The organism is Streptomyces sp. NRRL F-2580, assembly GCF_000720115.1.
Taxonomy (GTDB): domain Bacteria; phylum Actinomycetota; class Actinomycetes; order Streptomycetales; family Streptomycetaceae; genus Streptomyces.
Window position 1 is genome coordinate 91,384 of sequence record NZ_JOIR01000012.1, and the last position, 18,124, is coordinate 109,507.

The 18,124-nt window shown below is 74.9% G+C and carries 9 protein-coding genes; 1 reads left to right on the forward strand and 8 read right to left on the reverse strand.

Annotation, left to right across the window (positions count from 1 at the left end; all coding sequences use genetic code 11):
• Window positions 1-41 precede the first annotated feature (41 nt).
• Complete coding sequence (locus IF88_RS0115965) at window positions 42-776, forward strand: 4'-phosphopantetheinyl transferase family protein (protein ID WP_051836935.1); 735 nt, start codon at window positions 42-44, stop codon at window positions 774-776.
• On the opposite strand, the gene IF88_RS0115970 is transcribed toward IF88_RS0115965, so the two are convergent.
• The 8 genes from IF88_RS0115970 to IF88_RS0116005 form a co-directional block, all read right to left on the reverse strand.
• Window positions 736-1,998 carry an MFS transporter gene (locus IF88_RS0115970; protein WP_030711619.1) on the reverse strand — a complete coding sequence of 421 codons (1,263 nt, stop codon included), beginning with the start codon at window positions 1,996-1,998 and terminating at the stop codon, window positions 736-738. The two genes, IF88_RS0115965 and IF88_RS0115970, sit on opposite strands and share 41 nt — an antisense overlap.
• A complete protein-coding gene (locus IF88_RS0115975; RefSeq protein WP_030711621.1) occupies window positions 1,995-2,747 on the reverse strand; it encodes a thioesterase II family protein in 753 nt (250 codons plus the stop codon). The genes IF88_RS0115970 and IF88_RS0115975 overlap by 4 nt, the downstream gene beginning before the upstream one ends.
• Window positions 2,744-8,170: a type I polyketide synthase gene (locus tag IF88_RS0115980; protein ID WP_030711624.1), complete on the reverse strand. Its 5,427-nt coding sequence runs from the start codon at window positions 8,168-8,170 to the stop codon at window positions 2,744-2,746. Before IF88_RS0115980 ends, IF88_RS0115975 begins: the two co-directional genes overlap by 4 nt.
• Window positions 8,167-13,257: a non-ribosomal peptide synthetase gene (locus tag IF88_RS0115985; protein ID WP_030711627.1), complete on the reverse strand. Its 5,091-nt coding sequence runs from the start codon at window positions 13,255-13,257 to the stop codon at window positions 8,167-8,169. The genes IF88_RS0115980 and IF88_RS0115985 overlap by 4 nt, the downstream gene beginning before the upstream one ends.
• Window positions 13,258-13,319: 62 nt before the next feature.
• Window positions 13,320-14,537 carry a 3-deoxy-7-phosphoheptulonate synthase gene (locus IF88_RS0115990; RefSeq protein WP_078892918.1) on the reverse strand — a complete coding sequence of 406 codons (1,218 nt, stop codon included), beginning with the start codon at window positions 14,535-14,537 and terminating at the stop codon, window positions 13,320-13,322.
• Window positions 14,538-14,592: 55 nt separating this feature from the next.
• Window positions 14,593-15,861 carry an MFS transporter gene (locus IF88_RS0115995; protein WP_030711633.1) on the reverse strand — a complete coding sequence of 423 codons (1,269 nt, stop codon included), beginning with the start codon at window positions 15,859-15,861 and terminating at the stop codon, window positions 14,593-14,595.
• Window positions 15,858-17,219: a hypothetical protein gene (locus IF88_RS0116000; protein WP_158754390.1), complete on the reverse strand. Its 1,362-nt coding sequence runs from the start codon at window positions 17,217-17,219 to the stop codon at window positions 15,858-15,860. The genes IF88_RS0115995 and IF88_RS0116000 overlap by 4 nt, the downstream gene beginning before the upstream one ends.
• Complete coding sequence (locus tag IF88_RS0116005; RefSeq protein ID WP_051836938.1) at window positions 17,219-18,124, reverse strand: aminotransferase class IV; 906 nt, start codon at window positions 18,122-18,124, stop codon at window positions 17,219-17,221. Before IF88_RS0116005 ends, IF88_RS0116000 begins: the two co-directional genes overlap by 1 nt.

An 18,124-nucleotide genomic window follows, 5' to 3' on the forward strand; every position in this document is an offset into this window, starting at 1 on the left:
AGAAATGGCGGAAGAGCCGTTCCGGTCGTTAGGGTCCTGAGGTGCTCGAACTGATCCTTCCGGCCGCCGTGGCGTGTGCCGAGAGCTTTGCCGACGTATCCGAATCCACGCTTCTCCCGGAGGAATGGGAAGCCCTCGGCGGAGCCCGCCACGAAGGGCGCCGCCGGGAGTTCACCACCGTCCGGCACTGCGCCCGGCGCGCCCTGGCGGAAATCGGCGTACCGCCCGTGGCGGTGCTGCCCGGTGAGCGCGGGGCGCCGGTGTGGCCGCGCGGCGTGGTCGGCAGCATGACGCACAGTGCCGGGTACCGGGCCGCGGCGGTCGCGCGCAGCACGGACGTACGGGCCGTGGGCATCGACGCCGAACCCCACGAACCCCTGCCGCCGCGGGTACGGGGAGCCGTCACCCTTCCCGAGGAACGGGAGCGGCTGGCCGGCCTCGACGCCGGCTGCCCGCAAGTCCACTGGGACCGGCTGCTGTTCTGCGCGAAGGAGGCCGTGTACAAGGCGTGGTTCCCGATGACCGGACGCCGGCTGGGCTTCGCCGACGCCTCGGTCGTCTTCGACCCGGCGGCCGGGACCTTCCGCGCCGAGATCGTCGAGCGGAGCGGGGCGGCCCGGGCGGGGGAGCGGACGGGGACCGGGGAGCCGCCCGCGCCCGTCCTGTACGAAGGACGCTGGGCGGCCACCCCGGGGCTGCTCCTGGCCGCGGTCGTCGTGCCGCCCGGATCCGCCGTCAGGAATCGGCCGGATCGCGCCATCCGGCCGCCGAGTTGAGCGGTGACAACAGGGCGCCCAGGCCGACGAGCAGGCGCAGCAGGCCCGCGATGGCGATGATCAGGTACATGTTGTGCCACTGCTGCTCCAGCACACCACCCAGCACCGAGGCGACCGGGATCGACATGAAGGCGATCATCCGGGTGGTCGCCACCACCCGGCCCAGCATCTGCGCGGGCACGGTGCGCTGGCGCAGGACGAACCAGCTCACCATGTTCACGGTGCCGATGCCGTAGATCAGCGCCCACAGCACGGAAATGCTGACGACGTCGCGCAGCGGAATCAGCAGGACGATCCCGGCGCCCGCGAGCACCGTACCCGCGATGACCACCCGGCCGGGCGCGAAACGGCGCCCCAGCCACGGGCAGACGGCGGCCCCCAGCACCGCACCCGCGCCCTGCGCGGCGAAGACCACCCCGATCAGGCTGGGCGACATCGCCTGGTAGTCGCTCAGGTAGTAGACGAGGTTCGCCTGCACCAGCCAGGTGCCCAGATTGGCGAGGGCGAACAGGACCGCCCCACTCAGCAGGGGCCGGTTGTCCCGGACGATGTGGACCAGGGAGTCCTTCACCTCCGCCCGCAGGTCGCGGCGTACCGGCTGCGCCCCCTGCGCGGCGGGCGGCTTCGACCTGGCCCGGATGGCCACCATGGCCAGGGCCGACACGGCGAACGTGCCCGCGTCGGCCCAGATCGCGCCCTCGTAGCCGACGGCCGCGATGAGCACGCCGGCCACCGCGGGGCCGGCGAGGCTCATCACGTTGTCGCCCATCTGCATCCAGGCGTTGGCCCGTTCCAGGTCCTTGTCGCGGACCAGGTCCGGCACCATCCCCTGGAACGCCGGGTAGTACAGCGGTTCCACGCAGGCGAGCAGGAACGCCGCCAGGTAGACCAGCAGCACCGACGAGGACCCCGACGTCACGATGAGCGCGAGGATCCCCGCGAGCACCGTCGCCGCCAGGTCGCCCACGACCAGGATCCGCCGGCGCTCGAACCGGTCGGCGATCACCCCGCCCGGCAGCGAGAGCAACAGCAGCGGCGCGTACTCCAGCGCGTACACCACCGCGGTGTTCAGCGCCGACCCGGTCAGCTCGAACACCATCAGCGGCAGCGCCAGACGGTAGATCCAGTTGCCCAGCCCGGACACCACGAAGGCGAACAGCAGCAGCTCGTACGGGGCACCGAGCCGCCGCTTCGCGAGCGCCGCGCGGACGTCCGTACTCATCCGGCCACCGCGCGCACCAGGTTCAGTACGGCCGTCCGCTGCGGCCGCAGGTAGAAGTGGTCGCCGGGGAACATCCGCACCCCGAACGGGCCGCCGAGGTGTTCCTGCCACGCCTCCAGCTGCTCCAGGGGGATCCCGTCGTCGGTCCCGCCGAGCACGGTCGCCGGCACCGGGACGGGGCCGGCCGCGGCGGGCCGGTACGTCTCGATGACCTCGTAGTCGGCCCGGAAGTACGGCAGCACCATCCCGCGCAGCTCGGGGTGTTCGCGCAGCTCCGCCGGTACCCCGCCGTGGCGGCGGTCCACGACGTCCAGGAACTCCTCCTCGGGCAGGTCGTGGATGCTGCCCCGGTGCGTGACCAGACCGGGGGCGGGGCGGGCGGAGAGGAAGAGGTGCCGTGGTGCGGGCCCTCCCGCCTCCACCAGCCCCCGGGCCAGCTCGAACGCGACCAGCGCGCCGAAGCTGTGCCCGAAGAACACCGCGGGCAGGTCCGTCCCGATCTGCCCGGCCAGCTCCTCCACGAGGGGGCCCATGCGGGTGTGCGGGCGCTCCCCGACCCGTGCTCCCCGGCCGGGCAGCTGGACGGCGCACACGTCGACGTCCTGCGGCAGGTAGCGGTGCCACCGCGTGAACTCGGAGGCGGACCCGCCCGCGTGGTGGAAGCAGTACAGCCGCACCCGCGGGTCCGTACGGTGCTCCCCGCGGACGGACCAGCGCGGTTCCTCGGCGTCGCGTACGGGCGTGCTCATCGGGCTCCCTCCGTCTCGCGGCGCAGCTGGGCGGCGAGCGCCGTGATGGTCGGGAACTCGAAGAGCATGCCGATGCTCAGCTCGATGCCCAGCCGGTCCCGGACCTCCGCGATCAGACCGACGGCGCTGAGCGAGTCCCCGCCGAGGTCGAAGAAGTCCGCGCCGTGGTCGATGGAAGCCATGCCGAGGGCGGCCCGCCAGGTCTCCTCCAGCAGCGCGGCGATGTCCTGGCCGCCACCAGCACCGCCGCCACCACCGCCACCGCCGGCGGCCGGTGCGGACGGGGGCTCGGGGACCGCCTGCGTCGGGACTGCGGCCGGGGCGAGGGGTGCCGGCGCGGGAGCCGCTGCGGGGACCGGGGCGGCGGGCGCCGCCACCAGCGGGGCCCGCACCGTCTCCGGGGCGAGCGGCGCCCCGTCGCGGTAGGGACGTACGGTGACCTGCCGCGCCGGGCGCCCGGCCAGGACGTCGAACAGCAGGGCGACGCCCTCGCCCGGCGGGATGCCGTCCGAGGACGGCAGTCCGGCGGGCTCCGCCGCGGGCCGCTCCTCGGTCGCGTCCGCGCCGAAGGGGTTGCCCTCCACGCGGCGCATCGTGAAGCCGCGTACGGAGACCGCGACCACCCCGTCCGGGCCCACCAGGTCGATGTCCGCGACCAGGACGCCGCCGTCACCGCCGCCGCGCACGTGCCGTACGTGGCTGGTGAACTCGCCGGGCAGGTCGCGGTACACCGTGACCGCGCCGTACAGCAGCGGCAGGTGGTGGGCGTCCTCGCGGCGCCGGGTGAGCGCCGTGGCGCTGTCGAGCAGCGCGGGGTGCAACGGGTGGCCGTCCAACTCGGCGTGGTAGCGCCCGTCGAGGGCGAGCGAGCCCAGCTGCTCGTCCGCCGACCGGCGCAACTCGGTGACGTTCAGCCAGTGCGGCCCCAGTTCGGCGAGGTCGCCGGCGCCGGACGCGTCGACGGTCTCCGTCATCCGCGCGGACACCGCCGCCAGGTCCACCGCGGGCGCCGCCGATTCGGCGGCGGCGCCGATCCGGCCGTCGCAGTGCACGGTGGAGCCGGAACGGACCGAGAAGGCCCAGGCGTCGTCGCCGCGCGGTTCGAGAACGACCCGGACCCGCCGCGAGCCGTCGACGAACAGGGGCCGGCGGAAGACCACTTCGGCCAGCCTCACCGGCACGCCCGCGAGCCGCGGGCACAGTTCGCGGGCCCCGCGGACCACCAGGTCGAGGTGGCCGGTGCCCGGCAGGACCGCGCGCCCGGCGAACCGGTGCTCGTCGAGCACCCAGTCCTTCTCCGACAACTCCTCCTCGTACACCAGGCCTTCCGGGTCCGCCGGGCCCTGCGGCGCACGGCGCTGCTCCGCGGTCCACGCGGAGAGAGGTTCGCCGCTGCCCGGGTCCACGGTGGAGCGGGCGGCCATCCCGACGCTCGCCCAGCTCGGCCAGTTCACACTGACGCAGCGCTGCCGGGAGACGGAGGCGTGGGCGTCGAGGAACGCGTTGGCCGCCGCGTAGTCGGCGCTGCCGACCAGCCCGGAGATCGAGGCGCGGCTGGAGAAGGAGGCGAAGAAGTCCAGCGGGGGACGGTCCGCGAACACCCGCTCCAGCACGAGAGTGCCGAGCAGCTTGGGCCACAGCACCGCCCTGACCTGCTCCGGCGTACGGAAGGCGATCATGCCCTCGCCGGGCAGCCCGGCCGCGTGCAGGACGCCGTGGACCTGCCCGGCCGAGCCCTCCACACGCCGTACCAGGGCGCGTACGGACTCCTCGTCGGTGACGTCCCCGCACTCGGCCAGCACCGTCGCGCCGAGCTGCTCGATGGCGGCGACCTCGCCGACGGCCGCCTCGGTGAGGCCGGAGCGGCCGACCAGGACGAGGGTGGGGGCGAGACCGGTCTCGGCCAGCCCGCGGGCGACGGCCAGGCCGAGCCCGCCGAACCCACCGGTGATCAGGTACGTCCCGCCCGGGCGGACCGGGGGCTCGGTGGCCGGTTCGTGGGGGATCGGCACCTCGACGGGAGTCCAGCGGCGGTCGCCGCGCAGCGCGACCACCGTCGGCCACTGCGGCTCCTGCACCTGTTGGGTGATCAGGTCCGCGTCCGTGCCCGGCGACACGTCGAGCAGCATGCACTGCGCGCCGGGCACTTCGAGCGGGACGGTCCTCGCCAGCCCGGCGAGCGCCGCCTTGGCCGGGTTGACGGCCTCGCCGCCGGAGACGTCGGCGGCCTGCGCGGCGAGCAGCAGGAACCGGGCGGGCCGCCGCAGCCGGGAGTGCCGGACCACGCTCTGGACGAGGGCGTACGCGCTCTCCACGCCCGCGGCCACCTGCTCCTCGACGGTGTCGGGGGTGGCCTCGGGCCAGGGCTGCGCCGCGAGGGCGTGCACGTAGACGGCGGGCTCCTCGCCCCGGGCCAGCAGACCGTCCAGCACGGACCGGAAGCTGTCCGGGCGGGCGGGCACCACACGGTGTCCGGCCCGGCCCAGTACGGCCGTCACGTGGCGGGCGGCCTCGGGGTCCGGCGGCAGCAGCGCCAGCGCGACGCTGCTGCGGTGGCGGGGCGGACGCGCCCCGGTGGGGAGCTCCTCCCAGCGCATCACCGACAGCGGGGAGGGCGCGGGCACGGCACCCTGCGCGGGCGCCGCGTCCCGCACGGGCGCGGGCTCCACCGCGGCGGGCGCCTGCTCCTGCGCACCGGCCCGCTCCACCTGCTCCGGTTCGGGCGCGGCGGCCTGCGGCGGCTGCGGCGCGGACGGCGCGGGCGGGCTGATCCAGTGCCGCTCCCGCTGGTACGGGTAGGCCGGCAGGGAGATCCGGCGCGCCGGCCGGGCCGGGCCCACGGCCTCCCAGCGGAGGTCGTGGCCCTCGGTCCACAGGGCTCCGGCCGCCGCGAGGACGGCCTCCCGGTCGCTCCCGGCCGGGCCGAGACCGGGTACGGCCAGGCTGTCCGTGCCGTGCCTGCGCGCCAGCGTGGACAGGGCGCGCCCGGGGCCGGCCTCCAGCGTGGTGAGCCGCTGTCCGTCCAGGAGCCGCTCCAGCGCGGGCCCGAAGTACACCGGGGTGGTGAGCTGACCGGCCCAGAACGCCGGGTCCACGGCCTGCTCGTCGGTCATCGCCAGCCCGGTGGCCGCCGAGACCACCGGGATCCTCGGCGCCGACAGGGACACTCCGTCGAAGGCCTCCAGGAAGCGTTCGGCGGCCGGGGACATGGCCGGGCTGTGGAAGGCGTGCGAGGTGGCGAGGAGCTTGCACTGCACGCCGTCCGCGCGCAACCGCGCCTCGACCGCGCCGATCGCGTCGGCGGGCCCCGCGAGCACGCTCTGCCGGGGACCGTTCACGGCCGCGAGCACCACGCCGTCCACGAGGAGTTCCTGGGCCTCCAGCTGCCCCAGGGACACGGCGAGCATCGAGCCCGCGGGCATGGCCTGCATGGCCTGCGCCCGCGCGGTGACCAGTCGCAGCCCGTCCTCCAGGCTCGTCACGCCCGCCACCACGGCGGCCACCAGCTCGCCGACGCTGTGGCCGAGCAGCGTGACGGGGGAGACGCCCCAGGCCCGCCACATCGCGGCCAGGGAGCAGCCGACCGACGCCAGGAGCGGCTGCGCGTACTCGGTGCGCCCCAGCAGTTCGGCGGCGTGCGGCCCGCGCCAGGCGGGTTCGAGGTCGAGGCCGAGCCCGGCCACGGTGTCGAGGCACTGGCGCATCGTCTCGGTGAACGTCGCGTCGTAGCCCATCAGTCCGGCGGCCATCTGCGGACGCTGGGAGCCCTGCCCGGGGAAGAGCAGCGCGACCGGGCGGGAGGCCGCCCCGTCCGCCGGGCGGATCACGTCCCGGCCCTCCGCGTCGGAGAGCAGGGTCACCGCCGCGCGGGCGGACCCGGCGACGGCGGCGCGGCGCTCCCGGTGCGCGGTCCTGCCGTGCCGCAGCGTCGTGACGGTGTCGACGAACCCGTCCTCGCCCTGCCAGGTGAGGTGCCGGGCGAGCCGGCTGCGGACCTCCGCCTCGGCGGGCTCCGTACGCGCCGACCAGACGAGCAGTTCGGGACCGTCGGCCGGGGTGCCGGGCGGCGCCGCGGGCCCCTGCTCCAGCAGGACGTGGGCGTTGGTGCCGCCCACGCCGAAGGAACTCACGGCGGCGGTCCGTGGCCGCCCGGCCCCGGCCGGCCACGCGTCACGCCGGCCGACGACGCGGAAGGGGGTCGCCCCCAGGTTCAGCTTCGGATTGGGCTCGGTGAAGTGCACGGTGGGCACCAGCTCGCCGTGCTCCAGGCAGAGCACGGTCTTGATGAGCCCCGCGACTCCGGCGGCCGGACCGAGGTGGCCGATGTTCGACTTCACCGATCCGAGCGCCACGCTCGACGGGGTGAGCCCGGCGCCGTCGGCCAGGAACCGGTACGCGGAGGTGAGCGCCTCGATCTCGATCGAGTCGCCGATGTCCGTGCCGGTGCCGTGCGCCTCGACGTAGTCGACGTCCCCGGGCGCGAGCCCGGCGACGGTCATCGCCTCCACCACGGCCCGCATCTGCCCGTCCACGCCCGGCGCGCTGAAACTGACCCGGTCCGAACCGTCGTTGGTGACGGCCGAGCCGCGGATCACCGCACGCACCGGGTCCCCGTCGGCCAGCGCGTCGGCGAGCAGCTTGAGCACGATGACTCCGCCGCCGTTGCCGAAGACGGTGCCGTTGGCCTTGGCGTCGAAGGGACGGCACACGCCGTCCTGCGAGTAGATGCTGCCCGGCGCCCAGCGGTAGCCGTGCGCGTACGGCAGCTCGATCTCCGTACCGCCGGCCAGCGCCACGTCGCACTCGCCCGAACGCAGCGCCTCGCACGCGAGGTGCACGGCCACCAGCGAGGTGGAGCAGGCGGTGGCGACGGACATGGCGGGGCCGGTCAGTCCGAGGCGGTACGAGGCGGTGCTGGCGACGTAGTCGTTGTTGTTGTAGATGTCCAGGGACAGGGCGCCCGCGCGGGCCGCGAGCTCCTTGTTCGCGCGGATGTTGAACTCCGCGTACCGGTTGGAGGCCGCGCCGCCGTACACGCCGACCGTGCCGGGCACGGCGAAGGCGTCGTAGCCCGCGTCCTCCAGGGCCGAGTGCGCCAGCTCCAGGAAGAGCCGCTGCTGCGGGTCGCGCATCGACGCCTCGCGCGGGGTCATCCCGAAGAACGCCGCGTCGAACCGCTCGGCGTCCTCCAGCAGCGGGATCCGGCGTACGTAGTGGGGGTCCTGGAGGTGCCGCTCCTCGACGCCCGCGGCCCGCAGCTCCTCGTCGCCGAGGGTGCTGAAGCAGTCCTCGCCCTCGGAGAGGGCCAGCCAGAACTCCTCCAGGTTCGCCGCACCGGGGAACCGTCCTGCCATACCGACGATCGCGACGGGCTGGGCCGTCCGGTCCTGTTCGTGCATCTCGTGCTGCTCCGGCGGGTTCATCGCTGAGTGGTCCTCTTCTGGTCGTTCATGCGCCGGCGCACGGCTCGCCGCGCGATGGCCGTGCCGGTCAGGGCGGCGCCGGACGTGGCGGTCGGTGTGGTGCGCAGCGCCGCGGCGGGCGGCGCGGTCCCCGGCGCGCCGACGGCGTCGCCGCGCAGGTGCCGGGCCAGCAGCCGGGGGTTGGGGAAGCGGAACAGGTCCACGACCTCGACGGTGAGGCCCCGCGCCCGCAGCCGCTCGTGCATCCGCAGCAGCGACAGCGAGGTCAGACCGGCGTCGAAGAAGTTCGTGGACGTGTCCGGATGGACGGGCGAGCCGGGCCCGTCGCCGTCGCCCCGTACGTCGGTCCCCGCGCCGAGTTGCTCGCGCAGGGCGGCCACGATCACGTCCTCGGTGGCCGAGGCCGGCGGCCCGGCCACCGGTGCCTCCGGTGCGAGCGCGGCCGCGGCCGCGCGGACGTCGACCTTTCCGTTGTGGTCGAGGGGGAGTTCGTCCAGGACGACGATCCGGCCCGGCACCGCCCAGGCCGGGAGCACCGCGCCCAGTTCGTGGCGCAGTTCCTCCCCGAGCACGGGGTCGGCGCCGGGCGCCGCGACGAAGGCCGTGATCTCCGTACCGGAGACCACGGCGACGCCCTGCGCCACCGCGGCGTGCGCGCGCAACGCCGCCTCGATCTCCGCCGGTTCCAGCCGGTGGCCGCCGACCGACACCTGGCGGTCGCGCCGCCCGACGAACTCGATCTGCCCGTCCGGGGTGTACCGGCCGAGGTCACCGGTGCGGTACGCCGTCACCCCCGGCACCCCGTACGGATCGGGCCCGAAGGGCGACGGGTCCTGCACCGGACTGGTGCCGAGCGCCAGCCCGCGCCCGCGCACCACGATCTCCCCGAGCTGCCCGACGCCCGCCCCCTCGACGAGCAGTTCGCGCCAGGGGCTGCGGGCCGCCAGGGGAACGCCCGCCCGATCGCGGCGCCGGCGCACGGGGTCGCCCGCCGGGTCGCGCCAGCGCAGCCAGGAGCTCAACTGCGGGGTCTCGGTGGACCCGTAGCCGTGGTGGATCTCCGCGGCCGGGGCGGTCCGCCGCAGCTCCCGGGCCACCGGGTCGGTCAGCAGCGCCCCGGAGAGCACCACGTGCCGCAGCCGGTCGAGCCGCCGGCCCGTGCCGCGCGCCGCCGAGGCGAGCAGCCGGACCAGACCCGGGGTGGCGTGCACGGCCGTGATCCGGTGGTCCGCCAGAAGGTCCACGAGCGCCCCGGGTTCGGTGCCCGCGGCCGGGAGGTACAGGGCCGCGCCGCTGGTCAGGGGCACGAGGACATCGCGCAGCACCGGGTCGTGCCCCGGTGCGGACAGCATCAGGAAACGGTCCTCGGGACCGGTCCCGAACTCCTCGCGGTACCAGTGCAGGGCTTCGGGCAGGGCCTCGCGCGGGGCGAACACCACGCTCGGCTCCCCGGTGGTGCCCGAGGTGCACAGCGCGTGCCCCCAGTCGACGGGCACCGCCTCCGTGGCCGGACGCGGCAGGTCCGGGCCGGTCAGCACCGGCACCGGCCAGTCGGCCCCGCCGCCGGTGAGCACGGCCTCGGCGCCGGACCCGGCGAGGGCGGCCAGCAGGCGCCGGGCGGGCAGGGCGGCGTCCACCACGGCGACCGCACACCCGCAGTGCCAGGCCGCCAAGAGCTCGACGACGGTCCCGGGGGAGCGGTCGCCCGGCAGCAGCACGGCGCGCCCCGCCCAGCCGGCCCCGCGCAGGGCCTCCGAGCGCGCCAGGACCCGGCCGTGCAGCTCCGCGTACGTCATCCGGCCGCCGGGGAAGCTCAGCGCCACCTGGTCGGCGTACCGCTCGGCCGCCCGCTCGAAGGACTCGGTCACGCTCGTGAGGGCCGGGCGCGGGGCGAGTTCGGCCGGCGGCCGGTCACCGCCCAGCAGCCGGCCGGCGGGGGCCCGGTCGAGGTCGGCGGGGGCTTCCCGGAGGAGCCGGACGACCTGGCCGAGCAGGTGCCCGGCGGTCTCCGCGTCGAAGACGTCCCGGGCGTGCACCAGTTGGAGCCGGTAGCCCGCGTCCCCGTCGCGGTGCAGGTACAGGCCGAGGTCGAACAGCGAGCCGGTGGTGTCCGGTTCCACCCGGGCGGCCGGCACCCCGTCGAAGGCGGGGGCGGGAGCGGCGTGCGTGAGGTCGTTGAACCAGATCTGGTAGAGGGGGTTGCGGCTCAGGTTGCGGGGGAGGCCCAGGGCCCGGACGATCTCCTCGAAGTCGGCGCCGGCGTGCCCGTGGGCGTCGATCATCGTGTCGGAGACCTGGCGGACCAGCGCGGAGAAGCTCTCCGCGGCGGCCACGCCCACCCGGACCGGGAGGGTGTCGATGAGGAACCCGATGACGTCCTCGCTGGGGCCTCCGTCGCGGGAGGACCACGGGACGCCGACGACGATCTCCTCCTGCCCGCTCCACGAGGTGAGCACGGTGGAGAACGCGGCGAGCACCACGGCGACGGGCGTGACCCCGAGCCGTCGTGCCACCCCGTCCAGGGCGAGCGCGTCCGCACCGCTCAGGGCGGAGTCGACGGCGCCGCCCTCGAAGGTGGTGACGGCGGGACGGCGCGCCTGGAAGGGCAGCCCGTGCGTCCGCGGGGCGTCGCGCAGCCGGTCCACCCAGTACGCGAGGTGCGCCTCCCGCTCCGCCGGGTCCTCCCGGCCGGCCCGGTCGACCAGCAGGTCACCGAAGTGCGGCGGCTCGTCCGCGGGCGGGAACCCGCCGTAGGCGGCGGCCAGTTCGCCGAGGAAGACGTCCACCGACCGCTGGTCGGCGATCGCGTGGTGCAGGACGGCGACCAGGAGCCCGTCGCCGTCGCCGCCCCCCGCGTACAGGACCCGCAGCAGCGGCGCGCGGTCGACGGGCAGCGGCCGGACCGCGGCCTCGGCCGCCAGCGCGCGGCAGCGCTCCCCGGTCAGGGCCCCGTCCACCACGAGGGTCTCCAGCGGCGGTTCCACGTGTTCGGCGACCGCCTGGTAGGGGCCCGATCCGTCGCTGACGAGGGAGGTGCGCAGGGACTCGTGCCGCCCGACCACCAGGGCGAGGGCCTCGCGCAGCCGGGCGGTGTCCAGACCCCCCGCCACGCGGACGGCGGAGACCACGTTGTAGGCGCTGAGCCGCGGGTAGAGCTGCTCCATCAGCCACAGTCGGCGCTGCCCGCCGGAGACGGGCGCGCGGGCCGGGTCGGGCCGCCTGGGCAGGGCCCCGCCGGCGGGTCCGGCCGCGGTGGCCGCGCGGCGGCGCAGCCCGGCCAGGGTGATCCGCTCGCGCAGCAGTTCCGCGAGGGTGATCCGCAGCCCGTACGAGCGCAGCAGCTCGCCGCGCAGCCGTACGGCGGCGAGACTGTGGCCGCCCAGCGCGAGGAAGTCGGCGTCCTCGTCGACGGTGTCGAGGCCGAGCACATCCGCCCACAGCCGGGTCAGCGGGTCGCCGTCCACGGCCGGCGCGTCGGCGCGGGGCGCGAGGAGCTCGGCGGCCCGCTGCCGCAGCACCACCCGGTCCTGCTTGCCGCTGCGGGTCAGCGGCATCGCGTCCAGGGCCACGAAATGCGTGGGGACGTACGCGGAGGGCAGCCGGGCCGCGACATGGGCGCGGCACTCCTCCTGCCAGTCCGCTCCGCCGTGGTCCGCTCCGTCCCGGTCCGGGCCGTCGCCGTGCGGGCGGACGAACGCGACGAGCCGGGGCGCCCGTTCACCGGCGACGACCACGGCGCACTCGTCGACCCCGGGGTGCTCGCGCAGGACGCTCTCGACCTCGCCGGGCTCCACGCGCACGCCCCGGATCTTGACCTGCTCGTCGATCCGGCCGTGGTAGCGGATCTGGCCGTCCACCACCCGTACGAGGTCGCCGGTCCGGTAGACGCGGTCCAGGCCGCTGCCCTCGGGGGCGGGGACGAACACCCGCTCCGTCAGATCGGGCCGGCCGAGGTAGCCGAGCGCCAACGGCACCCCGCCGATGCACAGTTCGCCGGTCTCGCCCTCCGCGACGGGCCGCCCGCCCCGGTCCAGGACGAGCAGTTCGCAGTTGTCGACGGCCTGACCGATGGGCACGTCGTCGATCAGCGAGGGGTCCTCGGGGCTGTCCCAGTACGTGACCTCGATCGAGGCCTCCGTGGGCCCGTACAGATTGTGCAGCCGGGCGGGGAGCGTCTTGACGAAGGTCCGCGCCAGCGTGGCGGGCAGGGCCTCGCCGCTGCAGAACACGTGCCGCAGGCCGGTGCAGTCGGCGGCGCCCGGCCAGCGCAGGAACTCGTCCAGCATCGAGGGCACGAAATGGCAGACGGTGACCTGGTGCTCGATCACCGTCTTCATGATCGCGGCCGGATCCGCGTGTTCACCGGGGGCGAGCAGGACCAGCCGCGCGCCGACGGTCAGCGGCCAGTAGATCTCCCAGCCGGACACGTCGAAGGTGTACGGGGTCTTCTGCAGGACGCGGTCCTCGGGCGTCAGCCCGTAGTGGCGCTGCCCCCACAGCAACCGGTTGGTGACACCCCCGCTGGGCACCACGACGCCCTTGGGCGTGCCGGTGGAACCCGAGGTGAAGATGATGTTGACCGGCTGGTCCGCGGCGACGGGCCGCAGCGGGCCGGGCACGTACGCCCCGTCGGGATCGGCGGACAGCGGCTCCACGTCCAGCAGCGCGGGACCCTCCGGTCCCCGCCAGTCGGCCAGCGCCTCCGTGGTGCCCACCACCAGTTCGGGCCGGGCGGTGTCCAGGATCAGCGCGAGCCGCTCGGCCGACTCGTCGGTGGCCAGCGGCAGGTAGGGCAGCCCGGCCTTGAGTACGCCGAGCAGCGCGGCCACCATGTGCGGCCCGCGCCGCGCCAGCACCGCGACGGGCCGGTCCTCGGGCAGGCCGCGGCGCAGGAGTTCGGCGGCGAGGCGGTCGGAGACCTCCTCCAGCCGGCGGTAGGTCCAGGTCTCCCCCGCGCCCGCGCAGGCCACCGCGTCGGGTGTGCGCTCGCTCGCGGCCCGGATCAGGCCCGGGATGCCGTAGGGCGCGGGATGGTCGACGGACGGGCCGCGCAGGGCGCCGACCGTCTGGTCGGAATGCGGTTTCATTTCGGATGTTCCCCCGTTGCAGAAAAAAGTGGAAGGCCGGCTGGTGGAGGTGGGCGGCGGCGTCAGGCACGCCAGGCGGACACCGCGGTGAGGGCTTGCTCCAGGTTCAGCCGGGGATCGCACAGCGGCTCGGGGCGGCCGGCGAGGCCGGTGACGCCGTCGGCCCCGGCCACGCACTCCAGCACCTCGTCGGAGGTCGCCTCCAGGTGGAGGCCGCCGGCCGCCCCGCCGCCGGACTCCACGGCGTGCCGGAAGCCCGCGATCTCGCGGACGATCTCCTCGACGAGGCGCGTCTTGCGGCCGCTCGCAGTGGTGACGGTGTTGCCGTGCATCGGATCGCACATCCAGACCACGGGATGCCCTGCCCGGCGTACGCACTCCACGAGGGCGGGCAGGTTCCCCCGTACCGCGCCGGCACCTTGCCGGGCGATCAGGGTGAGCCGGCCCGGCCGGCGGTCGGGATCGAGCAGCCCGCACAGCTCCACCAGCTCCGCGGGGTTCATCGTCGGACCGACCTTGCACGCCACCGGGTTGACCACCGTCGAGAGCAGCCGCACGTGGGCCCCGCGGGTGGAGCGGGTGCGCTCGCCGATCCACGGCCAGTGGGTCGACGAGAGGAACGTCCGCCCCGCGCCGTCCCCGCGCACCAGCGGGAGTTCGTAGTCGAGGACGAGGGCCTCGTGGCTGGTCCAGGTGGTCGCGAAGGTCCACCCGGTGTCCGGCCGCAGGGCCGCGTGCACGGAGAGGGCGGCCCGGTAGCAGCGCGTGAGCCCGCGCGGGTCGTGTGCGCGGGCCGCCGGCTCCGGCTCCGGCCGGTTCACCATGTACCCCCGGAAAACGGGCAGTTCACGGCCGTGGCGCCGCTCCGTGGGCCGGGAGCGCGGCTTGGCGTACTGCCCGGCCATCCGGCCGACCCGTACCGTCGGCCTGCCGGTGATCTCCGAGAGGGCCGAGGCGAGGACGTCGAGCATGCGGACCTTGCCGCGCACGGCTTCGGACGTGCAGTCGGCCGGGTCCTCCGCGCAGTCCCCGGCCTGCAGGATGCCCACGTTGCCGAGCGCGGCGTCGGCGACGAGCTGGTCGAACTGCTCGATGTCGCGTGGGCCGACGAGCCCCGGTGCCGACCCCAGTTGCCCTACGGCGGAGCCGAGGGCCTCGTGGGCCGCCCAGTCGGGTTGCTGCGACGCCGGCAGGGCACGGATGTGGTCCAGGGCTTCGGGCGGGTACGGTTCCCCTCCGTACCACCCCGGTTTGTCGATGAGAGATATGCCGTGCGGCATGGTGGTCCCCCTAGGTGTGGTGCTTTTCGTGCCGATGGTGCGGTGGTGGTCTTCCTCACGCGGTCACTTCCCCGGCCGGCAGGTGCGGCTCGGCCGGTTTGACGGTCAGCCGGCGCACGCTGGAGCTGCACAGGGCGAAACCGGTGGCGGCGACGACCAGTACGGCCCCGACCACCAGCGTGGTGTCGAGGCCCACGTGGAGGGCGATCGGGCCCGCGGCGACCTCCCCGACCGGGATGGCCACGAACGAGCCGAGCGCGTCGTAGGAGTAGACCCGGGCGAGCCGTTCCGGAGGGATGTTCTCCTGTAAGGACACGTCCCAGGCGACCGCCAGTTGTTCCAGGGCCACACCGTTGACGAACATCGCGGCCAGCAGCAGGGCGATGTGCGAGGTCGTCCCGAGCGCCAACAGCGGCACCGCCTCGAACGCGCCCACGGCCGCTCCGATCCGCAGGGCGTGCCGGGGCCGGGTACGGGCCGCGATGAAGCCGCCCGCGAAGGCGCCCGCCGTCTGCGCGGCGAGCAGCAGCCCCCAGGTCGTCCGGCCGAAGGACTGGTCGGCGATCGTGGGGCCGAGCACCTGCAGCCCGCCCGCGACCACCGCGTTGATGACCAGGAACTGGAGCACCACCACCCACACCCAGGTGCGGGAGGTGAACTCCGACCAGCCCTCGCGCAGTTCGGCCAGAGGCCGGGCCGGCCCCGCGGCCGGCGACGCGGTCTTCGCGGCCCGGATCCCGGCGAAGCACAGCCCCGCCAGCAGGAACACGGCCGCGTTGACGGCGATGCCCCAGCCGGGGCCCGCGAAGCCGACGACGAGCCCGCCGGTCGAGGCACCCAGGACCATCCCCGCGTTCACGGCCATCCGCACGACCGCGTTGGCCGGCCGGATCATCTCGTGCGGGACGGTCTGCGGTACGAGGGCGGCCGCCGCCGGCAGCGACACCGCGGCCACCATGCCGTTGATCACGCTGATGACGACGAGCACCGGGATCGAGGCGAAGCCGAACAGCACGCTCGCCGCGATCACCGCCTGGGCCAGTCCGGCAGCCACGCTCGACCCCTGGAGCACCAGCCTGCGCGGCAGCCGGTCGGCGATCACACCGCCGAACAGCAGCAGCGCCACATTGGCCACCGACCGCGCCCCGACGACGATCCCCAGGTCGATCAGCGAACCGGTCAGGTCCAGCACCGCGAACGAGAGCACGATCGGCGCCATGGCGTTGGCGAAGTAGGTCGCCATCCGGCCCCCCGCCAGGCAGCGGAAGTCCGCCTGCCGGAGGGGGTCCAGCAGGGCGGGGGCGCGGCTGCCGTCGACACTCACCGTCCGACCGTCGGACTCTCCACGATCAGCACGCTGTTGGAGGCAGCGCCCTGGTGCGTGTTGATGAGTTCACCGGGCCGGGGAGTGGCGTGCCGGACGTAGACGCCCGACAGCTCGCGGCCGTACATCATCGGCCCCAGTACGCAGGGCACGGCGGCGCTGCGGATCTCGCCGGTCGTGTCGTGCGCGAACTCGAAGGTGACGAGGTCGGCGTCCACCACCCGCTGGAGGATGTGGTCGCCCTTCGCGGCGGCCGCCAGGAGCAGCTCCCGCCACTCCTCCTCGGTCACCGAGCGGCCCAGGGTCACCCCGGCGCCGCCGTAGCCGTCACCGGGCTTGAGGACCAGGGAGGTCCGGTCCTCGCCGAGGGCGTCCGCCCGGGCGATGGTGGTGTGCGGAACGTGCCGGCGTACGAACTCCCGGTCCGCCGGGTCCAGCAGGGGCAGGTCCTCCCAGATCCAGGCCAGCACCCGCTTGTCGCTGACCGGGCTGGTCGCCTCCGGGGTGTACATGCCGACGGTGCCCGCCCGCAGCGCCCGCTCCAGCGCGTCGAGCCCGGCGCCCGCCTGCTCGACGGGCATGAACAGCCGGAACACGCCGTCGGCGATCTGCTCGCCGGCCCGCAGCCGCTGCCGGTCGTCGAGGGTCAGCTCGTCCAGCGGGTACCCGACGACGCCGACGCCGTACGCCTTGCCCCGTTCCGCCATGGGGGCGAGGAAGCCGATGAAGTCGTCCAGGTCGGCGAGGGCGTCGAGGCCGTCCTCGCGGAAGACGGGGACGAGCAGGCAGCTGCCGTCGGTCAGGCCGAGGAAGGAGACCAGCTCGGCGAAGAACGCGTCGACCGCCGACGGCGGGGTGCGCAGCGGGCCCGCCGGGCCGTGCGGTCCGGCCGGGAGCAGGTCGGCGTAGACCTGGTGGAACTGGGCGGCGATGAGGTCGGCCTCGATGGCCCCGCCGATCGCCCCGTCGATGTTGAGCTCGACGACCTTGGGCACGCCGCGCTCGACCATGACGTCGGCGCGCAGGGAGGTCAGCAGCCGTTCGGTGAGCGGCTGTGCCGGATCGAGGAGCGGGAACTGCTCCCGGGGCATCGAGAGGGCGTCCAGCAATTCGCCGGCCGTCGCCACCCGGCGCAGGCACGCGTCGAGCACCAGGCCCGCCGCGCGGTCCGCGACGGCGCCGACCAGCGCGTGGGCCTCGGGGCCCAGCATCAGGGGCCGGGTCGGGCACCAGGAGTCCGCGACGCGCGGCACTCCGGCGTTCGCCCGGCGCCAGTGCTCCCGGCCGAGCGCGTCGATCCGCCCGCGGAGCTCCTCGGGCAGGGTGTCGTACAGGTCCACCACGAGTGCGTCGGCCATCAGAGCGACACCCACTTCGCGTACCGGGGGAGCAGCCCCAGCTCGGCCTGCCGGTAGGTGTGCACGATCTCGGCGACCACGGCGTTCTCCGTGTCGAAGTCGGTCCCGTCCACGCACCGGACCGGGCGCACGCCGCCGGCGGTGCTCGCCACGCACAGGGCCTCGCAGGCCGGCAGGTCCGCGGCGGTGAGCGGGCTCCGGTCCACCTCGTACCCGAGGTCGTGGGCGATCTCGATGACGGAGGCCACGGTGATCCCGTCGAGCGCGGCCGGGGAGTCGGGCACCAGGAGGGTGCGTCCGCGCACCCCGAAGACGTTCTGCACGGTGCACTCGGCGACGAAGCCGGTGTCGTCGAGCAGCAGCGCGTCGTCGTAACCGCGCCGCTGGGCGTCCATCCAGGCGATCCTGGAGTTGAGGTAGCCGGCGGAGACCTTCGCCTTGGTCGGGAAGGCGTGCGGGCTGAGCCGGGCGACCGACGACAGGGTCAGCCGGGGCTGCTGCCCGCGGATGACCTCGTCGAAGGAGGAGACGTCGAAGGCCAGGACGGCCACCTGGGCCTGCGCACCGGGCGCGGCGAGGCCCAGCACCCCGTCGCCGAGGAAGGCGACGGGACGAAGGTAGGCCCGGCGCAGACCGTTGGCGGTCAGTGTCTCGTGGCAGGCGGCGGCCAGTTCGGCGGGCGACTGGGCGAGCGTCGTTCCCACCAGGCGGCACGACTCGGCGAACCGGGTCATGTGCTCCTCCAGCCGGAAGACGTGGTGGCCGTCATCCCCGGAAGGGAAGGCGGAGACGCCCTCGAACACGCAGAGGCCGTAGTGGAGGCTGTGGTTGGCGAGGGTCAGCGCGGTGTCCCCGGCGGGCACCACGCTGCCCTGCCACCACATGAGCTTCGCTGGTTCGTTCAT